Source organism: Paenibacillus hebaui (genome assembly GCF_051934385.1).
Classification (GTDB): domain Bacteria; phylum Bacillota; class Bacilli; order Paenibacillales; family Paenibacillaceae; genus Paenibacillus.
On record NZ_CP196836.1, the window covers coordinates 2,404,842 to 2,425,892 of the forward strand.

The 21,051-nt window shown below is 46.2% G+C and carries 18 protein-coding genes; 15 read left to right on the forward strand and 3 right to left on the reverse strand.

The genetic code is table 11. The features are described from left to right. Positions 1-56: 56 nt before the first annotated feature. Together ACR32F_RS11065 and ACR32F_RS11070 are read right to left on the reverse strand one after the other, a co-directional pair. The gene (locus ACR32F_RS11065; protein ID WP_440118754.1) at positions 57-3,764 is read right to left on the reverse strand and encodes a non-ribosomal peptide synthetase family protein; all 3,708 of its coding nucleotides are present in this window, start codon (positions 3,762-3,764) and stop codon (positions 57-59) included. 46 nt (positions 3,765-3,810) lie between these two features. Further along, on the reverse strand, positions 3,811-5,553 hold the full coding sequence (locus ACR32F_RS11070) for a methyl-accepting chemotaxis protein (RefSeq protein WP_440119780.1): 1,743 nt from the start codon (positions 5,551-5,553) through the stop codon (positions 3,811-3,813). Between the two features lie 667 nt (positions 5,554-6,220). Between ACR32F_RS11070 and rpiA the strand changes: the two genes are divergently transcribed. The 15 genes from rpiA (at position 6,221) to ACR32F_RS11145 (ending at position 20,120) form a co-directional block, all read left to right on the forward strand. Next, the gene (rpiA, locus tag ACR32F_RS11075; RefSeq protein WP_440118755.1) at positions 6,221-6,892 is read left to right on the forward strand and encodes a ribose-5-phosphate isomerase RpiA; all 672 of its coding nucleotides are present in this window, start codon (positions 6,221-6,223) and stop codon (positions 6,890-6,892) included. 24 nt (positions 6,893-6,916) lie between these two features. Then, positions 6,917-7,516: a GNAT family N-acetyltransferase gene (locus ACR32F_RS11080; RefSeq protein WP_440118756.1), complete on the forward strand. Its 600-nt coding sequence runs from the start codon at positions 6,917-6,919 to the stop codon at positions 7,514-7,516. A gap of 15 nt (positions 7,517-7,531) precedes the next feature. After that, positions 7,532-7,993: a MarR family winged helix-turn-helix transcriptional regulator gene (locus tag ACR32F_RS11085; RefSeq protein WP_440118757.1), complete on the forward strand. Its 462-nt coding sequence runs from the start codon at positions 7,532-7,534 to the stop codon at positions 7,991-7,993. Between the two features lie 266 nt (positions 7,994-8,259). Next, complete coding sequence (locus tag ACR32F_RS11090) at positions 8,260-8,640, forward strand: hypothetical protein (RefSeq protein WP_440118758.1); 381 nt, start codon at positions 8,260-8,262, stop codon at positions 8,638-8,640. Beyond that, the gene (locus tag ACR32F_RS11095; RefSeq protein ID WP_440120087.1) at positions 8,606-8,767 is read left to right on the forward strand and encodes a hypothetical protein; all 162 of its coding nucleotides are present in this window, start codon (positions 8,606-8,608) and stop codon (positions 8,765-8,767) included. The genes ACR32F_RS11090 and ACR32F_RS11095 overlap by 35 nt, the downstream gene beginning before the upstream one ends. After that, positions 8,692-9,021, forward strand: coding sequence for a cobalamin B12-binding domain-containing protein (locus ACR32F_RS11100; RefSeq protein ID WP_440119782.1), 330 nt, complete (start codon positions 8,692-8,694; stop codon positions 9,019-9,021). The genes ACR32F_RS11095 and ACR32F_RS11100 overlap by 76 nt, the downstream gene beginning before the upstream one ends. Positions 9,022-9,037: 16 nt before the next feature. After that, complete coding sequence (locus tag ACR32F_RS11105) at positions 9,038-10,747, forward strand: ATP-binding protein (RefSeq protein ID WP_440118759.1); 1,710 nt, start codon at positions 9,038-9,040, stop codon at positions 10,745-10,747. Positions 10,748-10,830: 83 nt separating this feature from the next. Then, entirely contained in the window at positions 10,831-11,814 is a 984-nt protein-coding gene (locus ACR32F_RS11110) for an alpha/beta hydrolase (RefSeq protein ID WP_440118760.1), read from the forward strand. A gap of 20 nt (positions 11,815-11,834) precedes the next feature. Then, complete coding sequence (locus ACR32F_RS11115) at positions 11,835-12,548, forward strand: class I SAM-dependent methyltransferase (protein ID WP_440118761.1); 714 nt, start codon at positions 11,835-11,837, stop codon at positions 12,546-12,548. 108 nt (positions 12,549-12,656) lie between these two features. Then, positions 12,657-13,643: a BadF/BadG/BcrA/BcrD ATPase family protein gene (locus ACR32F_RS11120; RefSeq protein ID WP_440118762.1), complete on the forward strand. Its 987-nt coding sequence runs from the start codon at positions 12,657-12,659 to the stop codon at positions 13,641-13,643. Between the two features lie 207 nt (positions 13,644-13,850). Then, complete coding sequence (locus tag ACR32F_RS11125) at positions 13,851-14,288, forward strand: GNAT family N-acetyltransferase (RefSeq protein WP_440118763.1); 438 nt, start codon at positions 13,851-13,853, stop codon at positions 14,286-14,288. 209 nt (positions 14,289-14,497) lie between these two features. Further along, positions 14,498-14,956, forward strand: coding sequence for a MarR family winged helix-turn-helix transcriptional regulator (locus tag ACR32F_RS11130; RefSeq protein ID WP_440118764.1), 459 nt, complete (start codon positions 14,498-14,500; stop codon positions 14,954-14,956). Next, entirely contained in the window at positions 14,953-18,120 is a 3,168-nt protein-coding gene (locus ACR32F_RS11135; RefSeq protein ID WP_440118765.1) for an MMPL family transporter, read from the forward strand. The genes ACR32F_RS11130 and ACR32F_RS11135 overlap by 4 nt, the downstream gene beginning before the upstream one ends. A 198-nt stretch (positions 18,121-18,318) precedes the next feature. Continuing rightward, positions 18,319-18,945, forward strand: a complete 627-nt coding sequence (locus ACR32F_RS11140; RefSeq protein ID WP_440118766.1) for an SGNH/GDSL hydrolase family protein — start codon at positions 18,319-18,321, stop codon at positions 18,943-18,945. A 119-nt stretch (positions 18,946-19,064) separates the two neighbouring features. Continuing rightward, the gene (locus tag ACR32F_RS11145; RefSeq protein WP_440118767.1) at positions 19,065-20,120 is read left to right on the forward strand and encodes a phosphotransferase enzyme family protein; all 1,056 of its coding nucleotides are present in this window, start codon (positions 19,065-19,067) and stop codon (positions 20,118-20,120) included. 244 nt (positions 20,121-20,364) lie between these two features. On the opposite strand, the gene ACR32F_RS11150 is transcribed toward ACR32F_RS11145, so the two are convergent. Next, positions 20,365-21,042 carry a tetratricopeptide repeat protein gene (locus ACR32F_RS11150; protein ID WP_440118768.1) on the reverse strand — a complete coding sequence of 226 codons (678 nt, stop codon included), beginning with the start codon at positions 21,040-21,042 and terminating at the stop codon, positions 20,365-20,367. Positions 21,043-21,051: the final 9 nt, after the last annotated feature.

The window sequence follows — 21,051 nt, forward strand, 5'->3', positions numbered from 1 at the left end:
ACCTCACCGCCAGGTATGACGGGGAAGGTGGCCTCTTTGTAATCTATGCAATGGACTTACTCCATTGCTGGAGAAGTGCCAAAATGCGGTCGAATTGCCATAGGGAAATACCCAATATTGACGGCATAATCCAACATATTCGAAATGAAACGATCATCTGTTTTGGGGCATGTAATTCCGGCTGGTTCAACATAGGCAGTCGTTACAGGACAAGCATATACATAAGCTGAATCCTTGGCTCCATCACCTTCAAGCTGGGCGATCGCCAGTTGAAGCGCCTCGGGTTCCTTGCTGATACTGGCGTCGAACAACCAGCTGGTATAATCTGCGAAAGGCATCGTCTCAACTTCATAACCAGCACGGTTCACGGAACGAATCAGATCATCGTAGCGGATGGGCTCCGGATTACAGATGTGGAACACACGTCCAGCGGTATCCTGACGTAATGCGAGATGAACAATGGCCTCGCTCGCATAGTCAATAGGTGTAAAATCGACCATCCAGTCTGCAGCCGGAGCTTTACCCAGCAATAACATCGCTTTGATCATGCGATAGAAGGCATTACTATCAATGTTGGACTGGAAGCGCCCGGTTTCGGATTGACAGGTCAGATTACCCGCACGGTAGATGCTAACAGGTACACCTTCTTCGGCGGCAATCATGAGTACTTTCTCAGCCTCTAGTTTGCTGTCCGAGTACAGGTTGTCCACATGCAAGTCCGCCGGGAAACGGTCATATTGCAGCGATGACTCCCATTGTCCGCTAAGGGCAAGATCTTCCGGTATGCCCATCGTGGATACATGATGGAAGGAGGCACCTGGTTTGCTACGAATTAAATTCAGCAAAGCGATGGTTCCTTCCACGTTTGTTTTGGCAAACTGTTTAGCGTCCCCGAAGTGACGTACGTCTGCAGCGCAGTGAATCACACGATCAATGCAGCCTTGGACATAAGCCGTTTGTTCAGACGAAAGACCAAGGTTCGGTTGTTCCAGATCACCCTCGATGATTTCCACGCGTGATGCGAGTTGATCCGTCAGTTGTTTTCCAAAATAACCTTCGAACACTTTAGTAAGTCGTTGCATTGCACTCGTTCCATCTGTTGGACGACGAACCAGTGTATAGATCCGTGTACCTGAATTCAGAATTAATTGCTGCAGCACATGAGATCCCAGATAACCCGTAGCTCCGGTCAGAAGCACATGCTCAGGCTTCCGAATTTCCGGGTATCCGATCTGAGATGAAAGTTCTACTGGATGTTCGGATAATTGGGTGATCATGCCATCAGTGACTGCTGAATGCGTTAATTCTGCTGAGCTTTGACTCAAGGTCTCCACGCGTTGTGCCAGAGCACGAATGGTCTTCTGGGCAAAAAAGTCGGCAATCTTCAGCTGTGGATAATGCGGCTTCAGAATGACCAGTACATGGATGACCCGCAGAGAATCGCCACCTATATTGAAGAAGCTGTCTTCCACGCCGAAGTCATCGTGTTCAAGTATGGTTCGCCAAGCGTCAAGAATAATGGACTCAGTCTCCGACTCGGGGAGTACCCGGTCAGGTCGATTTTCATGACGTTCTGCATGAGGCAGGGCTATCATCGCTTTACGATTGATTTTTCCCGTTGGAGCAATCGGCATTTCATCCAGCTGACAGATCCACTTGGGTACAAAATAGGAAGGCAGCTTAACAGCCAGTTGGGCTTTAATGTCCGCAACAGAAAGGGTACTGCCATCCTTGGATGTAAAGTAACCAACAAGCATATTTTGACCATCCGATTCTTTCTTGGGAATCACTGCGACATCCTGAACCTGATCAAGGCGAGCAAAATGATCTTCAATCTCACCAATCTCAATCCGATGCCCGCGAATTTTCAACTGAGAGTCGCTGCGTCCGACATATTCGAGCAAACCGGTATCCAATATTTTTGCAATATCGCCGGATTTATAAATTTTCTCATCGATCGCAAACGGATTCTCAATAAAGGCCTGCTGTGTACGCTCCAGTTGATTCAGATACCCTTGAGCCAGGGCAGGAGTAGCAATATACACCTCTCCAGGCACACCTACCGGACAGAGTTGCTCTTGTTCGTTGACGATATATACTTTGTAGTTATGAATGGGTTTGCCAATTGGGATATTAACAACACTCTCCGGAACTTGCTCACTAATCCGGTGGGTCGTTGTTGCTACAGTACATTCGGTAGGTCCGTACACATTGACAATGTCAATCTGGTTGCCAAATTTGCGCTGGAAGGCACGAACCTGTTCGCCATAGAGAGCTTCGCCTGCAACTGTAATAATTTTCACTTGGGCCAGCTTGTGGAAACCTTCATCGGACAGATAAGAAGCAAGCTGGTTGAAAAAGATTGTGGGCAGTATCGTAATAATCGTTGTACCCGTGCGTTCAATTGCATTTGCAAATTCTTCGACAGATACACGTTCATCTGCAGATAACAAGTATAACTCTGCTCCGTAGAACAAGGCGCCAATCGTATCCCATACTGATGCATCAAAGCTGTATGTAGCAAACTGGGTTAATACGTCACCTGGCTTAATGTCACAATCCCGTTGTACCACACTGCCGAGATTGGCTACGCCACGATGGGCGATAAGTGCGCCTTTGGGTTTGCCGGTAGATCCTGAGGTATAGATGATATACGCCAGGTCATCTGGCTGAATATCCAGATTGGGATTGCTTGCTGCAAAGCCAGCAAGACGTCCGTCCACAGCGAGAATCTGGCGAACGGTAGTAATACCGGAGAACAAACGTGAAGCTTCAGGTAAAGATGATTCTGTGGTTAAGACAAATGATGAAGCTGTGTCTTCAACAATATAACTGTTTCGTTCTTGTGGATGTTCTGGATCAACAGGCACATACACCCCGCCTGCCTTGAGAATCCCGAGCAGAGAAATAACCGTTTCTAGACTCCGCTCCATAAAGATGCTGACGAATTCACCTTTTTGCAATCCGTTGGATAACAGTACGCAGGCAACCTGATTGGCACGTTCGTTCAGTTCTCTATACGTGTAACGACCCGATGGAGAAGTGATTGCTGGTGAGTCCGGGTATTCGGCCGCCGTTGCTTCGAACCATCCATGAATCGTCTGATGTTCAGGTTCGAGAACAGCAGTATCATTCATTTCCCTGTATATCAACCGGTCTGAAGCAGCTAGAATGTCCACTGCACCGATGGCTTTGTCTTCATTGCGTATCATGGCAAGAAGAAGGGTCTGATAATATTCTGCATATCTCATTACAGTAGACTCATTCAGAAGTGAACTGTCATAGAATAGATCCAGAATGAGCGAGTCCTCATCATCACGAACATTCCAGTTTAACAATTGAGGTGCTTGAGGCAGCTGCACATGATTAAACATGAACAAGGTTTCCGGGTATCCTCCGGTCTGCAGCTTATCATCGAGCTGCAGTTGATCGGAGACCTGACGAAACAGTTCACTGAAGGTTAACTTGCCCTGAACCTGCAATAACAGACAAGAGGCTGCCTGATCTGGAGCCAGCGTGCCGATGGCAAGTTCCTGTTCACCTGATAAGCGGAACAACAAGGCTGCATAAGCAGACAGGATCACCGGATAAATGGCCTGTGTGCTGAACTTTTCTTTGAGATCCTTGCTTAGAGAGGAATCTAGTGGAACATGAGAAGACTCATAAGAGAACGTTTGTTGACGGCGCCCAAAATCCAGTGGAATCTGAAGAACCGGCAGGCTAGTTTCCACGGTATGGGGTGAAGATGGTTGATTTTCAATCACTTCAGCTGTTCCTCCTTGGTTCAAAGCGTTCATGATATGGATTGAATTAGATCTTGCTTACATTAAAGTGGGAAATCAGTTCTTGCAGTTCCTCGGACATGCTGTTCAGACGGTTGGAGGAGTCAACAAGAGTAATTAAAGATGCTTTTTGCTCATCAACGGATGAAGAGATTCCTTCACTGTTGTCCGCCGTTTTGCTTACACTCGCAGATAAGTCATCCGCAGTTGCTGTCATTTCTTCTGTACCTGCAGAGATTTCTTCTGTAGCACTGGATACTTCCTGAATTTGATTCGATACTTTCTTGGCTGCTTCCAGGATTTCATCAAACAACTGGCCAGTCTGATCAGCTACACTAAGTCCGGTATCGACTTCGGAGGTACCTTGCTCCATGGCACGAACCGCTTGTTTAATTTCAGCCTGAATCTCCTGGATCAACACGGCAACCTGGCTTGTGGCTTGTTCGGATTGTTCAGCAAGCTTGCGAACTTCACCTGCTACCACTGCGAATCCTCTACCTTCTTCACCAACGCGTGCTGCTTCAATGGATGCGTTCAGAGCAAGCAAATTCGTCTGACTAGAGATTCCAGAGATGATATTCAATATATCTCCAATTTCCTGTGAGCGGCTCTCCAGAACTTGAATGGCAGAAGCTGTATTTTTAACGGATTCCGTAATCAGATTCATCTGTGTGGATACCTGGCGTACCACGCTGTTTCCTTGCTGTGAACGACGTTCCATCTCATAGGCTTCGTCAGCTACGCTGGCTGAACTGCTGGCAATGGTTTGAATAACGACAGCCATCTCAGACATGGCGCGGGCACTATCTCGAGTAGCCTGTTCCTGTGCACGAATGTTGGCAGTGATTTGAGTAACATTGTTGTTAATGGAATCAGCATTCTCGCTGTTTCTTTCAGAGACTTCATACAGTTCCTTGGCAGACTCGTTAACTTCTTGTGACGTAATTTGTACTTTAACGATGGTATCGTTGATCTTGCGCACCATGGTATTGAACTTTTCATTCACAAGCCCAAGGTCGTCTTTACCCGTCGGAATTTTGACATTCAAATTACCCCGACTTACGTCATCAATTCCTTTGATCAAGTGACGGATAGGGGAGAGTGTGTTTTTGACAACTAGATATTGAATAATCAGGAACAGCAGCAGGAACGCTACAAGGATAATAATGCCGTTCTTGAGCAATTTGTTCAGTCCTGCAGGTACAGCGGATGCGTCTGCATCGATGGCAAAGTAAGAGTAGATCTTGCCGTTGCTGTCCTTAATTGGATAGGCAATGGTTGTCCAGGTTCCGAAATCATCGGAATAAAATGTCGTAAAAGTCGGCCGATCGGTATTCAGCATTTCTTTCAAGGCGTTTGCTACAACAACGGGTTGTTCATACATATCGCCGATATTTACGTTATCACTTTGAAAAGCCTCCCTCAGATTGGTCGGCATGGCTACAAGGGAAGTTAACCGCTTGTTGTCTCCACCGAGCTCGACACCAAAGATGTAGGCTTGTGCAATGTTAGGATAATATTTTTGCATTTCGTCAAAATAGGCACGTAATTTCGTTTGTGCTTTTCCATCATAGCTACCTTCTGCAATAGCAGCCTGTACTTCAGTAGAGTCAATGTCTGCTGCCCACTTTTTGGTGATTTGCTCGACTTGCCCATGTAGCTGATCTACGAGAATCGTTTTTTGAAAATAGTAGCTACTGGCGATAAGTGCTATACCGATGATAATGATGTTAGTAAATGAAAGTAAGAGATTTTTGGAGAAAAATGACATGCTTTTCCAACTTAATGATTTCACTAAATTCCACTCCTGATCTTCTTTAAATTAGAAACTCCTATTGGGTGCTTTCAATCAGGCAAGTTACATCATTTTTTTCATCCCTCCAAAGGTATAATCTGCGACCATGGTCTTGGGTTTGTAGTTGCTAAGTAGAAACTTTTGTACCTCGATACCCATAGGTGTCTAATTATTAAAACACATCTATACTTAATATGTCGTATTAAATGTCGTTAAATTGAATAGTTTCGTTAAAAAAATTTTAATAATTTACGTATGTATGGACATATAAACTAATGAATAGGTATTTAGAACTGTTTATATAAAATAATTCCATTTTTTAGTTTCATTCTGTATTCTATAACATGATGGGTTAAAATACATCCTGAAATATTAAAATTAAAGATGCAATGGACGGAGAAATGGTTTTGTCCTCTGCCCATCAAATATACACCAGGGAGGGAATGGTTAAAGAACCACATGGATTTTTAAGTTAATCTACCTAAGAATATACATAGGACAGCTCAATGTGTGATGTGGAGAAGAGGATCAAGCCCAGTTTACCACTCTACAAAGGAAGGCACGGATATACATCGGAAGCGGTTTTATCTATAATAACTACAGGATGCAATTCTCAAATCATGAGCAGGCGGGGGTTTTATAGATGAATCTTAAACAGATAGCAGCTGAGCGTGCGGCAGAATATGTTGAGGATGGAATGAAGGTTGGGTTGGGTACAGGATCAACCGCATATTATGCCATTTGTCGAATTGGCGAGCGTGTGCGCGAAGGATTGAAAATTCAGGCTGTAGCCACTTCGGAGGCTTCGGACAAGCTTGCCAGGGAGTGGGGAATTCCGATCGTTCCTTTCGATCAGATTGGACGTCTGGATCTCACGATTGATGGTGCGGATGAAGTTGATCCTGAATTTAACCTGATCAAGGGTGGCGGCGGTGCTCTTTTGCGTGAGAAGATTGTGGCTGCAAACAGTGACAGACTGATTATTGTAGCTGATGGCAGCAAAGCTGTACAAAAACTGGGACAGTTTCCACTGCCGGTTGAAGTGGTTCCATTTGCATCAGAATGGACCTTTCAGGCACTTGAAAAAATAGGATGTAATCCGGAATGGCGCATGAATGAGGACCAGCGTTATCTTACGGATAATGGCAACCTCATTGCGGATTGCAGGATGACAGCCATAGAACATGCCGCAGAGCTCAATAATCAGTTGAATATGCTGCCAGGTGTGGTGGATAATGGGTTATTTATTAATATGGCAAATATCGTCATTCTTGCAAAGGAAGATGGCAGCATCGATGAGCGGCATCGTTCATGAACGGAAAGAGAGGTCGTTGCATAGATGAGAGAAAACCCGTTAATGGACGGTGAACTTGTTCTCCGAAGTGTGGGAGAGGAAGATCTGGCTGGACTCTATGAATTGATCTACAGTGAAGATGTACCGGAGTGGAAGCAATGGGATGCGCCATATTATGCCCTTGAGCATGAGAGCTACGAAGATTTCGAACGAAGTATGCTCAAACGACTGGAAGGGACTCAGCTCACTTCTGAGCCGGCTTCGATTCGAATTATTGAGTTGGATGGCAGAATGGTTGGTACAGTCAGCTATTATTGGGAACATCGTTTATCCAAGTGGCTGGAAATGGGAATTGTGTTATATCGATCTGCCCAATGGGGGCGCGGGATCGGCACACGAGTTCTTAAAATGTGGTCCAGCCATTTATTTGAGCAATTGCCATTGGCCCGGGTTGGATTGACAACATGGTCAGGCAATGAACGAATGATGCGTTCTGCTTCAAAGGCGGGATTGCAGGTAGAAGGGCGAATGCGTAAATGCCGCATCGTTGATGGGCAGTATTATGATTCAATTCGTATGGGAATGCTGCGCGAAGAGTGGGAGCAGATGCGAACTTCAGACGCAGGTCGAAATGTAAACAACTGATGGAGGATTATCGAAATGCCGAACAAGGAGGACAATCGGGAACTGTCTTTACAATTATTTGTAGTTCTCGCCCGTGCATACAATTCCGTTACATCGAGGTCTAACCGGGATATTCAGAGCCATGGACTAAATACGACAGAATTTGGCGTACTTGATTTGTTATACCATAAAGGACCGCAGGCATTGCAAAAGATCGGTGAGAAAGTACTCATGTCCAGCGGTAATATCACGTATGTTGTGGACAAATTGCAGAATAAAAACCTGCTGCTTCGTCGGGCATCAAAGGAAGATCGGCGCGTCATATACGCTGAATTGACGGAGGAAGGAAGACATTTGTTCACACAAATCTTTCCTCAGCACCATCAGGTGATCATTGATGCGGTGGAGGGACTAGAACCTTCCGAAAAAGCGGATGCGATTCGTTTATTAAAAAAACTTGGACTCGCTGCAGAGGGGAAAACTGACTTGCGTTTATAACGCAGGTCAGTTTTTTTATGCTTGGAAAAAGGACGGGAACTAGCTAAATCACTTGCAGTACTATTCATAATATAGGAAAATTATTGTGAATAATGGTTCGGCTAAATTCATGCTCATCCGTAGTTCATGTATAATGAAGAGATAGGTTGTACCTGAATCGGAGCAAAAATTATATCCTGAACAGTAGCTGACGGACCTCAATCATTCTTATTACGGCACGAAGGATGAAGATTGAGATGAGGCGGTGGCTTGAGGAGGGATGACATATGACGCATCAAGAAGCTGGAGAGCAATTGCTAAAAGAAGCAGGAATCCTGGTTGACAAAATAATGGAAAAGCAATACGATCTGCAACCGGATCTGGTGCAACGCTTTGGTGAGAGTGGACGGGCTCGGATTAAGCAGGATTCATTATATAGCTTGAACTATTTGGCTGAGAGTGTGCTTGTTAAGAGTCCTAATCTATTTACACACTATATAGCCTGGCTGAAAGTTCTTCTGGCGGGTTATAACGTATCGCCAGAAGACTTGGCGAACAATCTGAAATGGATCAAACAGACAGTGGAAGAAGAATTCGAACAGATGGCTAGTTCATGGTGGTCAGGAGAGAAAAATGGTTGCTGCATGTGTAGGCAGCGAGCAACATGAGATCGGGCTGCGTATGCTCACAGATGTGTTCGAGATGGAAGGATGGGACACATACTATTTGGGGCAAATGTTCCCAATGGGAGTATCGTTGAAGCCATTGAGCGCCATCAAGGAGAAGTCGTTTTGATCTCAGTTACAATGACGTATCACCTTCATCTTGCGAAAGAACTTATCCAATTCATTCGTAATCATCCTGCAACTGCACATGTGAAAATTTTGGTAGGTTACCCTTTCAATATGGATCAGGATTTATGGAGAACGATTGGAGCGGATGCTTATGCTCCAGGAGCGGACGAGGCTGTTGAAGTTGTTGAGCGATTGATGAATCAGCCTCTGGCTATACACAATATGCACAACGATATGGGCATGACAAGCGAATAAGAGAGGGATGATGTGATTGCCTAACGAAGACAGTGAGATTGAATCATTGCGCAGAACGATTGAACATTTATCCGATCAGATTATTCGCAATAAGGAGCAGGAAGAACGGATTCTAAGTGAATTCTCAGAGATGAATAATGAACTCGCTACTCTGCAACGCCTGCTTACCCAAAATAATGTCAGCCTTGAATTTGCAAGAAATGAAGCAGTCGCCGCAGAGGCAGCCAAAAGCTCGTTCATTGCTGTCATCAGCCACGATTTTCGAACTCCATTGAACGGTATTCTCGGTATAGCGGAATTGCTGCAATTATCTTCCCTGTCCGATGAGCAGCAAAACTCCGTTTCAGTCATTCAGGAAGCGACAAAAATGCTTCTTAAACTGATTCAGGACCTACTGGACTTATCCAAACTGGAGGCAGGACAAATGCGACTTGAAATAGCGGAAGTGGAACTGCATTCCATATTCCAATATATTGTCCGTTTGCTTGAACCGAAAGTGCGAAAGAACGGAAACCAGTTGTCACTTGATTATGACTCTCGGATTTCGTCTGTACTTGAAGGCGATTCTACGCGAATCACTCAGGTTCTGATCAATCTGATTCAAAATGCGAACAAGTTCACCTCCGAAGGATCTGTGCGAATAAGGGTTTCTCTAGTCAAGGAGTGTGAAGCGTCACAGCATATAAGGTTTGAGATCGAAGATTCGGGCATCGGTATTGCTAAAGAAGATCAGAAAACGTTATTTCAGCCATACACACAAACGGAGCGAGGACGTTCCAAGGAGTATGAGGGAACAGGTCTCGGTTTGTCCATCTGTCATTCTCTGGTTACATTAATGAATGGCCAGATTGGCGTGTTGAGTCAGGAAGGACAAGGATCTACCTTCTGGTTTGAGATCCCGTTGAGTAAGACAGAACATCAAAAATCGTTACCCATGACTGACAGGAGCCTTCCTCAGGAGAGTCAAGTTCAGATGGATACCCCTCTTCCAGTGTCCGTCCTTCTGGCTGACGATAACATGATTAATCGGCGAGTGGTGCTGATGCAACTCAAAAAGCTGGGCATCACCCAGGTGGATTCCGTCTCGAACGGGGAAGAGGCCATCGCAGCTTTTCTGAGCAAAAAATATAGTTTGATCTTGATGGATAACATGATGCCTGTGATGGATGGATTAGAGGCAACGCGTAGAATCAGAGCCATGGAACAGGATGAGATGCGTCATCGCATTCCGGTGATTTCCATGACAGGAAACGTAACGGATGGAGAGAAAAATAAATGTTTTGAAGCAGGGATGGATGATTTTGTTGGGAAACCCTTCACACTGGAAGCTCTGAATAACATGATTCAGAAGTGGCAGCAATCATCCGAATCAGGAGAGGTACTGAATATGAGTATCGTGAATGAGATTGTGGACCTAAGCAGTGAAGGGGATCAGACACTTCTTGCCATGTTGCTTGAAATGTATCGTGAAGAGACACCAGGGAAAATTGAAGTGCTGCGAAGACATATCGTGTCTGGTGATCATATTGCTGCAGTGGAGTCCGCGCATGATCTGAAGTCTGGCAGTCTAAGCCTGGGAATCGACTATTTATCAACATTGTTTGCCAAAATCGAGCAGTTCGCCAAGGCGGGCCTGCCGATGAAGGCAGAGCCATTATTGGATGCCTTATTACCTGCGTACAAGGAAGCCTGTTGCGCATTGGAGAAGGTTAATAACCACAAGTGAAATGATGAAGAATCATTTAGGGGAAGCGGGTAATAAACCATTTATTGAATGTTATTTAAGCATGTAAGGGTGGGGAAACATTTATGTTATTATACGGACTTGCGTTTTTGGTCCTGATGATTCTGGTTTTACTATGGTTAGGTGGGCTTTACTTCTTCAAAACTGCTATTCGGCGTGCGCCAAAATCATTTCTGGTTGATAATCCGAACCTGATGCCTGAACCGGATAATGAAATCATCAGCAGTGCTTCCGACTTGGATTGGCTTAATAAGCAACAAACGGAAGAGATACGTATTGAATCATATGATGGTTTAAAGCTTTACGGAACGTGGCTTTCTTCAGATAGTCAATCACAATCGCAACGAACGGTTATTCTGGCCCATGGCTATTCGGGAAAAGGCAGGGAAATGGCGGGCTTTGCTCGCTTTTACGCGGAAAAACAGGGTTACAACGTGCTGATGCCGGATGATCGTGGCCATGGTCAAAGTGAAGGCAACATCATTGGATTCGGCTGGCTGGACCGTAAGGATTATGTTCAGTGGGTCCATTGGGTGCTCGGTAAGGTTGGTACAGAGACGGAGATCATTTTGCATGGGATTTCAATGGGAGGCGCAACCGTACTTATGACAGGTGGCGAAGCCCTCCCCGGTGAGGTTAAGGCCATCGTGTCTGATTGCGCGTATACTTCTGTGAAGGAAGAGCTGACCTTTCAGCTCAAGCAGTTATACAAGTTGCCCGCATTTCCGTTCATTCCTGTTACCAGTCTCATCTCCAGATGGAAGGCGGGGTATTACTTTGGAGAGGCTTCAGCGCTGAAGCAACTGGCGAACGTTCAGGTCCCTGTTCTGTTTATACATGGTGAGGCAGATACGTTCGTACCAACGGAAATGGTGTACAGGCTATATGAAGCATGTCCGACAGAGAAGGAACTGCTGACCATTCCCCGTGCGGGTCATGGAACAGCTTTTCAAGTGGATCGCCCCCGTTATGAAGAAGTACTAGAATCCTTTTTGAGAAAAAACATGTCACTTTCTTCCCCAATACCAGAAGGTCCAGATAACAAGTAAAAGAACATGGAGGTGCTTTGATGGGAAATGAACAATTTGAGGCTGCACGGAGAGCAGAGGCAGGTTACCATTCCAACTTCTATCAGAATAATGAATTATTCGCATCCGGTACATGGATGTCTAGGCCGATGCCCATGGTTATGGATATGCTGGAGCGTTTGCTTACCCATAAGACGCAACTACGTGTTCTCGATCTGGGATGCGGCGTAGGTAGGCATACGATTCCGATTGCCCAGCGTCTACAGCAAACAAACAGCGAAGTCATCGGTGTGGATTTGCTAGGCGAGGCTGTAGATGGACTTCGCAAATATGCGAAAGAATACCAGGTAGATCATATGGTAAAAGCAGAGAAAGCGGACGTTGAACATTATCCCATTGAACCGGACAGTTTTGATTATATTGCAGCATGTTCCTGTCTGGAACATGTTTCGAACAAACAAGCTTTTATGGAAGCCGTTGAACGATTGCAAGCGGGAACCCGTACAGGAGGCATCCATTGTATTACCATGAGCACCAGTGTAGAGGAAAAGGAGATTAGCACGGGTCGGGAAATTAAGCCATTGATTGAATTGAACTTGCCTACAGAGGAAGCTGTCGCGTTACTGGAAAAGGCCTATGAAGGCTGGAATATTCTTCTTCAGGAACATGTCACTCAGACGATTGAAGAGGAAAAGTATGATGAACCAACACAGTTTCGTTGTGAACTGCTTCGGTTTGCCGCACAGAAGCAATAGTGCATCTGCCAGGCATAGGTTTGTTGTAGCCTGGCAGCATTTTTGCTCTGCATAGTCATCAGCAACGATTTTTTTGAAATGGATGACTCAAGAACATGGGGGATCAGAATGAATACATATGTTATTGGAATTGATGGCGGAGGAAGCCATACACGTGTGGCTGTAGCGGATGAGAGCGGACAGCTTTTGTCGTATGTGCAAAAGGGTGGTTGCAACCGTTATCACGATGCAAATGCAGAGCAGCATGTGCTGGATGGCATCGCTGAAGCCATAAACCATGCCGGTTTAAAGGTAGAGCAGATTGCTTCCATTCAGGCGGGGATGGCAGGACTGGACTCTGACGAAGAAACGATCTGGGCTGAGGAATTGCTCGCCCGGTCGGGGATCACAGGCAGGATTAGTGCGGTGAACGATTCGCTTATTGCGCACACGGCGGCCTTTGAAGGTGAGCCTGGCATTGTAGCTATTGGGGGTACCGGCTCCCTGATTCTCGGCAGAACGGAACAGGGGAATTGGCTGCGCAATGACCAGTTTGGGCATTATGCACCGACGGCCGCACGTTTTCTGGCTTATGACACTGTGCATTCCATTCTTGCAGGCCGTTACGAGTTAGAGGATCGGACCCTGATTGAACAAGTACTAGACTATTGGAATGTAACTTCCATTTCAGAACTGGGTGCCCTCGGTGCAGCGGGTTTTACGAAGAACAAACAGGCGATGAATCGTAAATTTGGACAAATGGCTCCCTTGGTGACCGAGGCGGCTGCTCGTCAGATTCCACTTGCGACGAGAGTCTGTGACTCGGCAGCGGATACGGCTGTTGTAGGTATTCTCATTCTTGCAGGCTGTTTTCAGACGGATAAGGTGTCCTTAACGCTTACGGGAAGTTGTCTAAGTTCACCTTATATGGTGGAGTCCGTTCACAAGGGGCTGGATGCAGCCTATAAACCAGCAGGACAAAAAATTCATTACATCACCAGCACTCTGCCGGCAGTCGGAGGTGCGCTGCTGGATGCTTATCATTTGGCAGGAATCCAGGTGCCGGAAGGCATCGTGACAGTACTGCAAGCGGAGCTGAAACGGCAATCGACTTGAACTTTGAGAGGGTAACGACTACAATACGATAACGGAATCTATACAGTGAAACCAAGATTAACACGTTAACGGAGAGTGCAGAACCAATCTGAAGAAGCGGAGCGTGCGCCTTTATCCCCGCAGCGATCGGAAGATGGGACTGCAATTGGAGTGCTGGAGTGTAACAATCTCTATTTCATTTTATAGCAAGTTATAGGAGGAATCAGGGTGTTAAATAATCTTAAATCAAGAATTCAGGAGCCGGAAGTGCAGGAGTTGTTGTCCTACTCGGTCTTTCCAGACCCGGATCATTTGAATCGTGCGTTACAACAGTATGTAGAGAAGGACGAGCTACTATTGGACGGTTATGAAGACGAAGAGCAGCTAGTGGGTCTGATTGGATATGAGAAAACAGGAACAAGTGAGGTTACCATTCATCATATTGCAGTTCTGCCTGAGAACCGCTTCAAAAATTATGGTCGTGGCATGATTTCACAATTGCTGGCAAAATATAATCCGGACAGATTAATCGCAGAGACTGATCTGGAAGCTGTAGAGTTTTATCGAAATACGGGATTTGTGGTGTATAGCCTGGGTGAGTTGTATCCGGGTGTGGAACGCTTCCGCTGTGTATTGGAGAAGGACGAGGAGCAAGACGAAACCTAATATCTGTCTACTACTGTATAACGTAAAAATAGCATAATTATAACAGGATGTTGGATTTGGCAAATAAGCTGAGTCGGACGTCCTGTTTTGTCGTTAGGTTGAAAAAACAGGAAAATGTATTGCTTTACAATATAGTTTCATAATAGAATAGTTTCATTGAAGAATAGTTCGACAAGTGAACTATATGTATACGGAAAGGAGAATGAAGAATGAACACACCGGATGCCAAAAGTTTGGTTAACCGCTATCTGGATGCTTCTTTTCTCGTAAACAAACGGTTTGATACCCAGATACGTGAACGCATGGGGCAGACCATTACCACCGACCAATTCTGTGCACTTCGTTTAATCGAAGAGAAACCGTTTTGCACACCCTCTGATTTGTCTGAGCTCCTGTGTGTGGGGAAGAGCAGTATTACCGCCTTGGTCAACAAGCTGGTGGATCGCGATCTGGTCCATCGGGCCGGGGATGAACGCGACCGTAGGGTTGTGTATTTAACTCTGACGGACAACGGACGGGACGTTTACAGGGAAACTGAACAGGAAATACAACAGATTCTGGAGCCGTATCTGGTTCATTTCAAGCCGGAAGAGGTCCGCAATTTCATTGAAGCTTTTGAGAAGCTTGCAGCATTGTTAACACATGAAGGAGGACAGGAGAACAAATGAGAACGATCTTGAAAGCACGATGGTGGTTGATGGGACTGTGGGTCGTAGTAGCCGCCGTATTAATGTTCACCGCCCCTAATATGAGTGAACTGATCCGGGAAAAGGGACAGTTCTCGGTTCCCGATGGATACTCTTCCACCCAGGCAGCGGCTATTCTGAACGAAGCTGCAGCGCAAAAAGGAGAGCAGCAGGGCAGTCAGCTCGCACTTGTATTTTATAATCCGGATGGTTTGGGTACTGAAGGAAAACAAGAGGCAGAGAAGGCCGTCAAGCAATTGGAGGCTGAAAAAGAGAAATTGGGCATTCTGACGATTCTGGAGCCTTTCTCTCAGCCTGAATTGTCAGACAAAATGATCTCTGCCGATGGCAAGACGATCTTAACGTCGCTTTCCATTGAACAGGGAGATCGTACAGTCAAGGAAATGCGCGCAGATCTTAATGCAGCGTTGAAATCGGTCAATGTGGAGCATTACATAACCGGTAAAGGCTTGATTGATGAGGATACGATAGAGAGTTCCCAAGAGGGGCTCAAAAAATCGGAGTACATCACAGTTGTATTCATTTTGCTCATTCTGTTCCTCGTATTCCGCTCATTCGTAGCTCCATTTGTTCCGCTGCTTACCGTAGGGATCAGCTACATTGTTTCACAGCAGATTGTAGCATTCCTGGTGGACGGATTGGACTTCCCGATTTCTACCTTTACGCAGATTTTTATGGTAGCCGTCATGTTCGGAATTGGTACGGATTATTGCATTTTGTTGATCAGCCGGTTTAAGGAAGAATTGGCTCATCATGAAAATACGTGGGATGCAATCATTGCGACCTACCGCACAGCAGGCAAAACGGTATTTTTCTCGGCACTCGCAGTGCTGGTTGGATTCATTGCCATCGGTTTTGCCCAGTTTATGCTGTACCGCTCCGCGGTAGCTGTTGCTGTCGGTATTGCCGTAATGATGCTTGCACTCGTCACCATTGTTCCATTCTTTATGGCGGTGCTGGGAAAAAGATTATTCTGGCCTTCCAAAGGATCATTGGAACATGCCGAGAGTCGGATCTATGGTGCAGCCGGCCGTTTCTCTCTGAAACGTCCATGGGCGGCTCTGCTTATCGTTGCAGCGGTCTCTGTGCCATTACTGGCGACATACGATGGCAAATTGTCATTTAACAGTCTCGATGAGATTGGTGATAAATACGATTCGGTCAAAGCATTCAACATTATTTCGGACAGCTTCGGTCCTGGTGAATCATTGCCTGGACAGATTGTCATTCAGAACGATGAAGCGATGGATAATGCAAAGTACATGGCCGTTGCTGAGAAAATCAGCCGGGAAGTGGAGAAGGTGCAAGGCATCTCCGGTGTCCGCAGCATGACACGCCCAACTGGTGATGAGATCAAAGATTTTGAAGTAACGCAACAAGTGGGCACATTATCGGATGGACTGGGTAAAGGCAAGACCGGTCTGGATAAAATCCGTGATGGTCTGAGTGAGGCCAGCAGTCAATTAAGTAAAAATGAACCACAACTTAAAGAAGCTGCGAATGGAGCGGGAGAACTGACCAAAGGGACCTCCCAGTTGCAATCGGGTATAACACAGTTGTCCGAAGGACTACAGCAGATTGAAAAAGGCATTCGTGAAGGCTCCTCGGGTGCAGGTGATCTGAAAGCAGGTCTTCAGAAAGCCAAAACAAGTGCGGATCAACTTGCACAAGCAAATAATCAGTTGCTTCAAGCCTACCGTCAGGCAGGCGCAGGGGTTAAAGCGCTGGGTGATGGTGTTGGTGAACTGCAGCAACAGCTTACAGGTGTATCTACGGCGTTAACCAGCCTGAACGAATCGTTTACAGCGCTTGAAGAACGCTACCCTGAATTGCTGCAAGACGCGGATTATCAGCGGGTCAAAGGCACAACTGGTGAGACGGGTACGGGCACAGCACAGCTAGCTCAAGGTCTGGGTCAAATTCAGACCAAGCTGGGTGAAGCCGCAGCTGGAATTAATCAGGCCAATGAAGGCTTCGCCTCCGCAGCATCCGGCCAGAAGGCACTTGCCAATGGTCTGGGGCAGATTGTTACAGGAATCGGTCAATTGCAATCCGGTCTCAAACAGGCTGCTGATGGTCAGGGGAAAGTGATTAGCGAAATTCCTTCGATCCAGAATGGACTTGGTCAGCTTCAGGGTGGTCAGAAGAAAATTCAGCAAGGCTTCTCGGATCTGAGTGGCCAATTGACACAATTGACGGACGGTCTTAACCAGAGCGTCGATGGGATCAAACAAGTTTCGGGGGGATTGGATTCAGCACAGGATTATCTGACACAACTGCAGAATTCACCTGATTCGGATCTGGCAGGATGGTACGTTCCTGAAGAAGCCCTTAGCAACAAAGACTTCAAACAAGTATTCGATACGTATCTGTCCAAAGATCGGAAAACGATGACGATTGACGTTATTTTCGCCGAGAATCCATACGGGAAAGAAGCGATTGATCGTGTTCCAGATATCGAAGCTGCTGTACATCGTGCCGTACAAGGAAGTGCACTTGAAAAAGCAGACATCGCGATTGGCGGTGTAACCAGTACATTTGCCGATTTGCAGGAAATATCCAACAACGACTATACACGCACTGTAATGCTGATGCTGGCGGGTACATTTATTATTCTGGTTGTGCTGCTCCGCTCGGTTATTATGCCGCTGTATCTGATCGTTTCCCTATTGCTGGCATATTTCACCTCGATGGCTTTAACCGAAGCAATCTTTGTGAATATCCTCGGGTTCGCAGGCATCAGCTGGGTTACTCCGTTCTTCGGATTTGTCATGCTGATTGCACTCGGTGTGGATTATAGCATCTTCCTGATGGACCGTTTCAATGAGAACAAAGGCATGAAAGTACAGGATGCTATATTGTACGCAATGAAGAACATGGGGACAGTTATTCTGTCGGCAGCTGTCATTCTAAGTGGTACATTTGCGGCCATGTATCCATCGGGCGTCCTTTCGATGATGCAGATTGCGACTGTAGTACTCAGTGGACTGATCTTGTATTCTCTGTTGTTCCTGCCATTCTTCGTTCCAGTGATGGTGAAGATGTTTGGCCGGGCCAACTGGTGGCCATTCCGGAATAAGGAACAGGATGATTCCGTTGATTCCGATCGTACCATAGGCATGTAATAAAATAAGTTCCACGAATAGCCTCGCTGGTCATCCCGGCGGGGCTTTCTGTATTGTTTTTGGCAAGTGAATAAAGGTACTGAGAAATAAATGTGTATGCCTACGGACAACATCCCGCGCCCCGTCCCTATTTCTCTCATAAGATATATAGCAATGATATATGGAAGTATTCATAACATAGCAGAGGGGGGCGGCGGGATGGTATATCGGTATGTGGCCATAGGAGATTCATTAACGGTAGGCATAGGAGCGCTGCTGGGCACCGGCTTTGTTCCTTTATATCGAAGAATGGCGGAAATGAATGTTCGTACATTTGTATCCATGGACAACCTGGGCGTTAATGGACTGACCTCAGGAGAAATGTTACAGATGATATCTGGCAATCCAAGAGTACGACAAGCGCTGCGCGAAGCAGATCTGATTACGTTGTCCATCGGTGGGAACGATCTGATTCGTACGTTCAAAGCAAGCCATGGAATTCCGAACGCGAGTAAAATGACACAAGTACTGAGCGATACCCGCAGTAATGTCTCCCAGATTATGAAGCACATTCGTCAGTTGAAAGGCAGTAGTGTATATATGATCCGATCGATTGGATTGTACAACCCGTATCCACAAGCACGGGAAGCTGCGTATTGGGTACGACAATACAATTCATTTTTGAATGGTGCGGGATCAGGTAACTATGCCTGTGCTCAGGTCTATGGCAGGTTTGAGGGGCGTGAGCGTGAACTGTTATTCTGGGACAGGGTTCATCCTAATGCAAGAGGATATCGAGTGATTGCAGAACAGCTGAATCGCGCGGGATACCAACCATTTGCCTGATAAGTAGGGAGCGGAGTTATGGGGCCACAACATGAAACTGCACTAGACCGAAAGATGTACTTTCGTTAAGATAGGGACATATAAAGGTTGCATTTCGTGAGATAAAGGAGTTATTTTTGGTGTACAACATCCCAGCAGGTTCCCTAGACAATTCAGAACAACAGCTCATATCCAAAGTTTTATCCTCATATGGATTCTCATCCAACTGGAAGGCTCAGCGCGGAAGAGGAGGCATGAACAACTCTACCTTCATGGTACAGATCGACGAAGATTCCTACGTGCTGAGGCAGTATGAAACGCATAATGATCGAAGTAAAATTACTTTTGAACATGAGGTGCTGTCTGCATTGGCTCGTTCAGACTTTGCGCTTCAAGTGCCTTCACCCATTAGCCTTCCTGACGACAAGGATGCGACATTTCTTTCAGTACAGGACCGTCTCACGGGCCGTACGAAAATCGTGAGCGTATTCCACTATTGTGATGGCAACAATCCGGTCTGGCATACGCCCGATCAGCTGATCGGTTTGGGCAGGGCAGCGGGAATGCTGTCTTCGGTCATGGCTCGTCTCCATATATCACTTGAACCTGTTTACCCGCCCTACTATCACATTCAGGAGGCTTATCCGCTCTGCTCACCAGAAAAATTGCTGGAGCTATGCACGTCACCACCAGATGCGCTGACTGCGTGTGCAGAAGACCTGCATAAGCTGAGGCTTGTGTTGCCAACTTTCTTCAATGCTTTAAAAGGAATGGAAGATCTGCCGCATCAACTGGTACATGGAGACCTGAATGCATCCAATGTGTTGGAAGATTCGCAGGGTCGCATCTGTGCGATATTGGATTTTGAATTTGCTACATGGGATCTGCGGGTGATGGAGCTGGCGGTTCCCATGTCTGACCTTCTAACGATGGACAAGAAGGAAGCATGGATGTGGCAGGCTTTGGAGGGACTGATTCAGGGATTCAGGGAACATGTCAGTCTGGAACCGGAGGAGCTAAGGGCGATTCCAGAGCTTATTTTGCTTCGAAGTCTGGATGTGGTTATGCATTTTATCAGCCGGATGTTTGAAGGTACGGATGAGCCAGAAGTTGCTGTGCAGCAAATCGTGAAGCTGAGAGAACGGGCAGACTGGATGAAAAGGAATGAGGAAAGGCTACGTGAGATGCTGGAATAGCGCTGCAAAATGTGGTTCGAACAGCTGATATTCATCTATTTCGTGTACACCTTGTGAAGTGGTATCCATGCAATGTGAGATTGACTATCGCAAAATACGGATGCACAAAAAAAGTGCACGGGTTTCTGCCTTAAGGCAAAGCCAGTGCACTTTTTTTGTAGGATCACCTTTTTTATCACGGATGATTGCATACACTCAATTCTTGTAGTATCTAATGTTTGAATCAAACGTAATACAGCAACGGTTACAATCCGCGTTTGCGGAACCAGCTGCGGACAGCCCAGCGGCGCTCCTGACGCTTCTTATACTTTGGCAGGGAGCGATATACGTTCAGCGATTGTTCATAGGCTTGCTTTGCATCAGCGGTACGCCCAAGCGAGCGGTAGACTGAGCCAAGAAGATAATAAGCTTCACTGGATGAGGAATGGATCTCTTGGAATTGGTGAACGTATTCCAAAGATTTGTCCCGCTCCGTTTCTTTGAATGCACCTGCAAGAGTTAGATAAGGCTGCCCATACTTGACCCTAGGATTAATATCGAGTGCCTGCAAAATATGATGCTCACCCTCAACTACTTTGCCCAGATGTAGCTCAGTTGTGCCGAGCGCCTCCCAGTATTCAGCGGAATGTTCGTAAGGACGTTCCAGTTCCAGCAGCAATGCATGAGCTTCGCTATAACGCTTGCGTTCAATCAACAGACGGGCCAGGTCCAGCTTGGAAGAGACTTCATTCGGATTCATGGCAAGCTGTTGCCGGAGTCGTGAGACATTGCGCATACGCTTGAGTGGCTTCATGAAGCTGGGGAACACCCCGACATAGCGACGGTCCAGGAAATAAAGAATAACGAGGAAGATAAGGACAGCCACGAACGGATTACCTACAATCCGCCATAAAAGGCCAAAGATTAGAAATTTAATAAGCACGACAGAGTC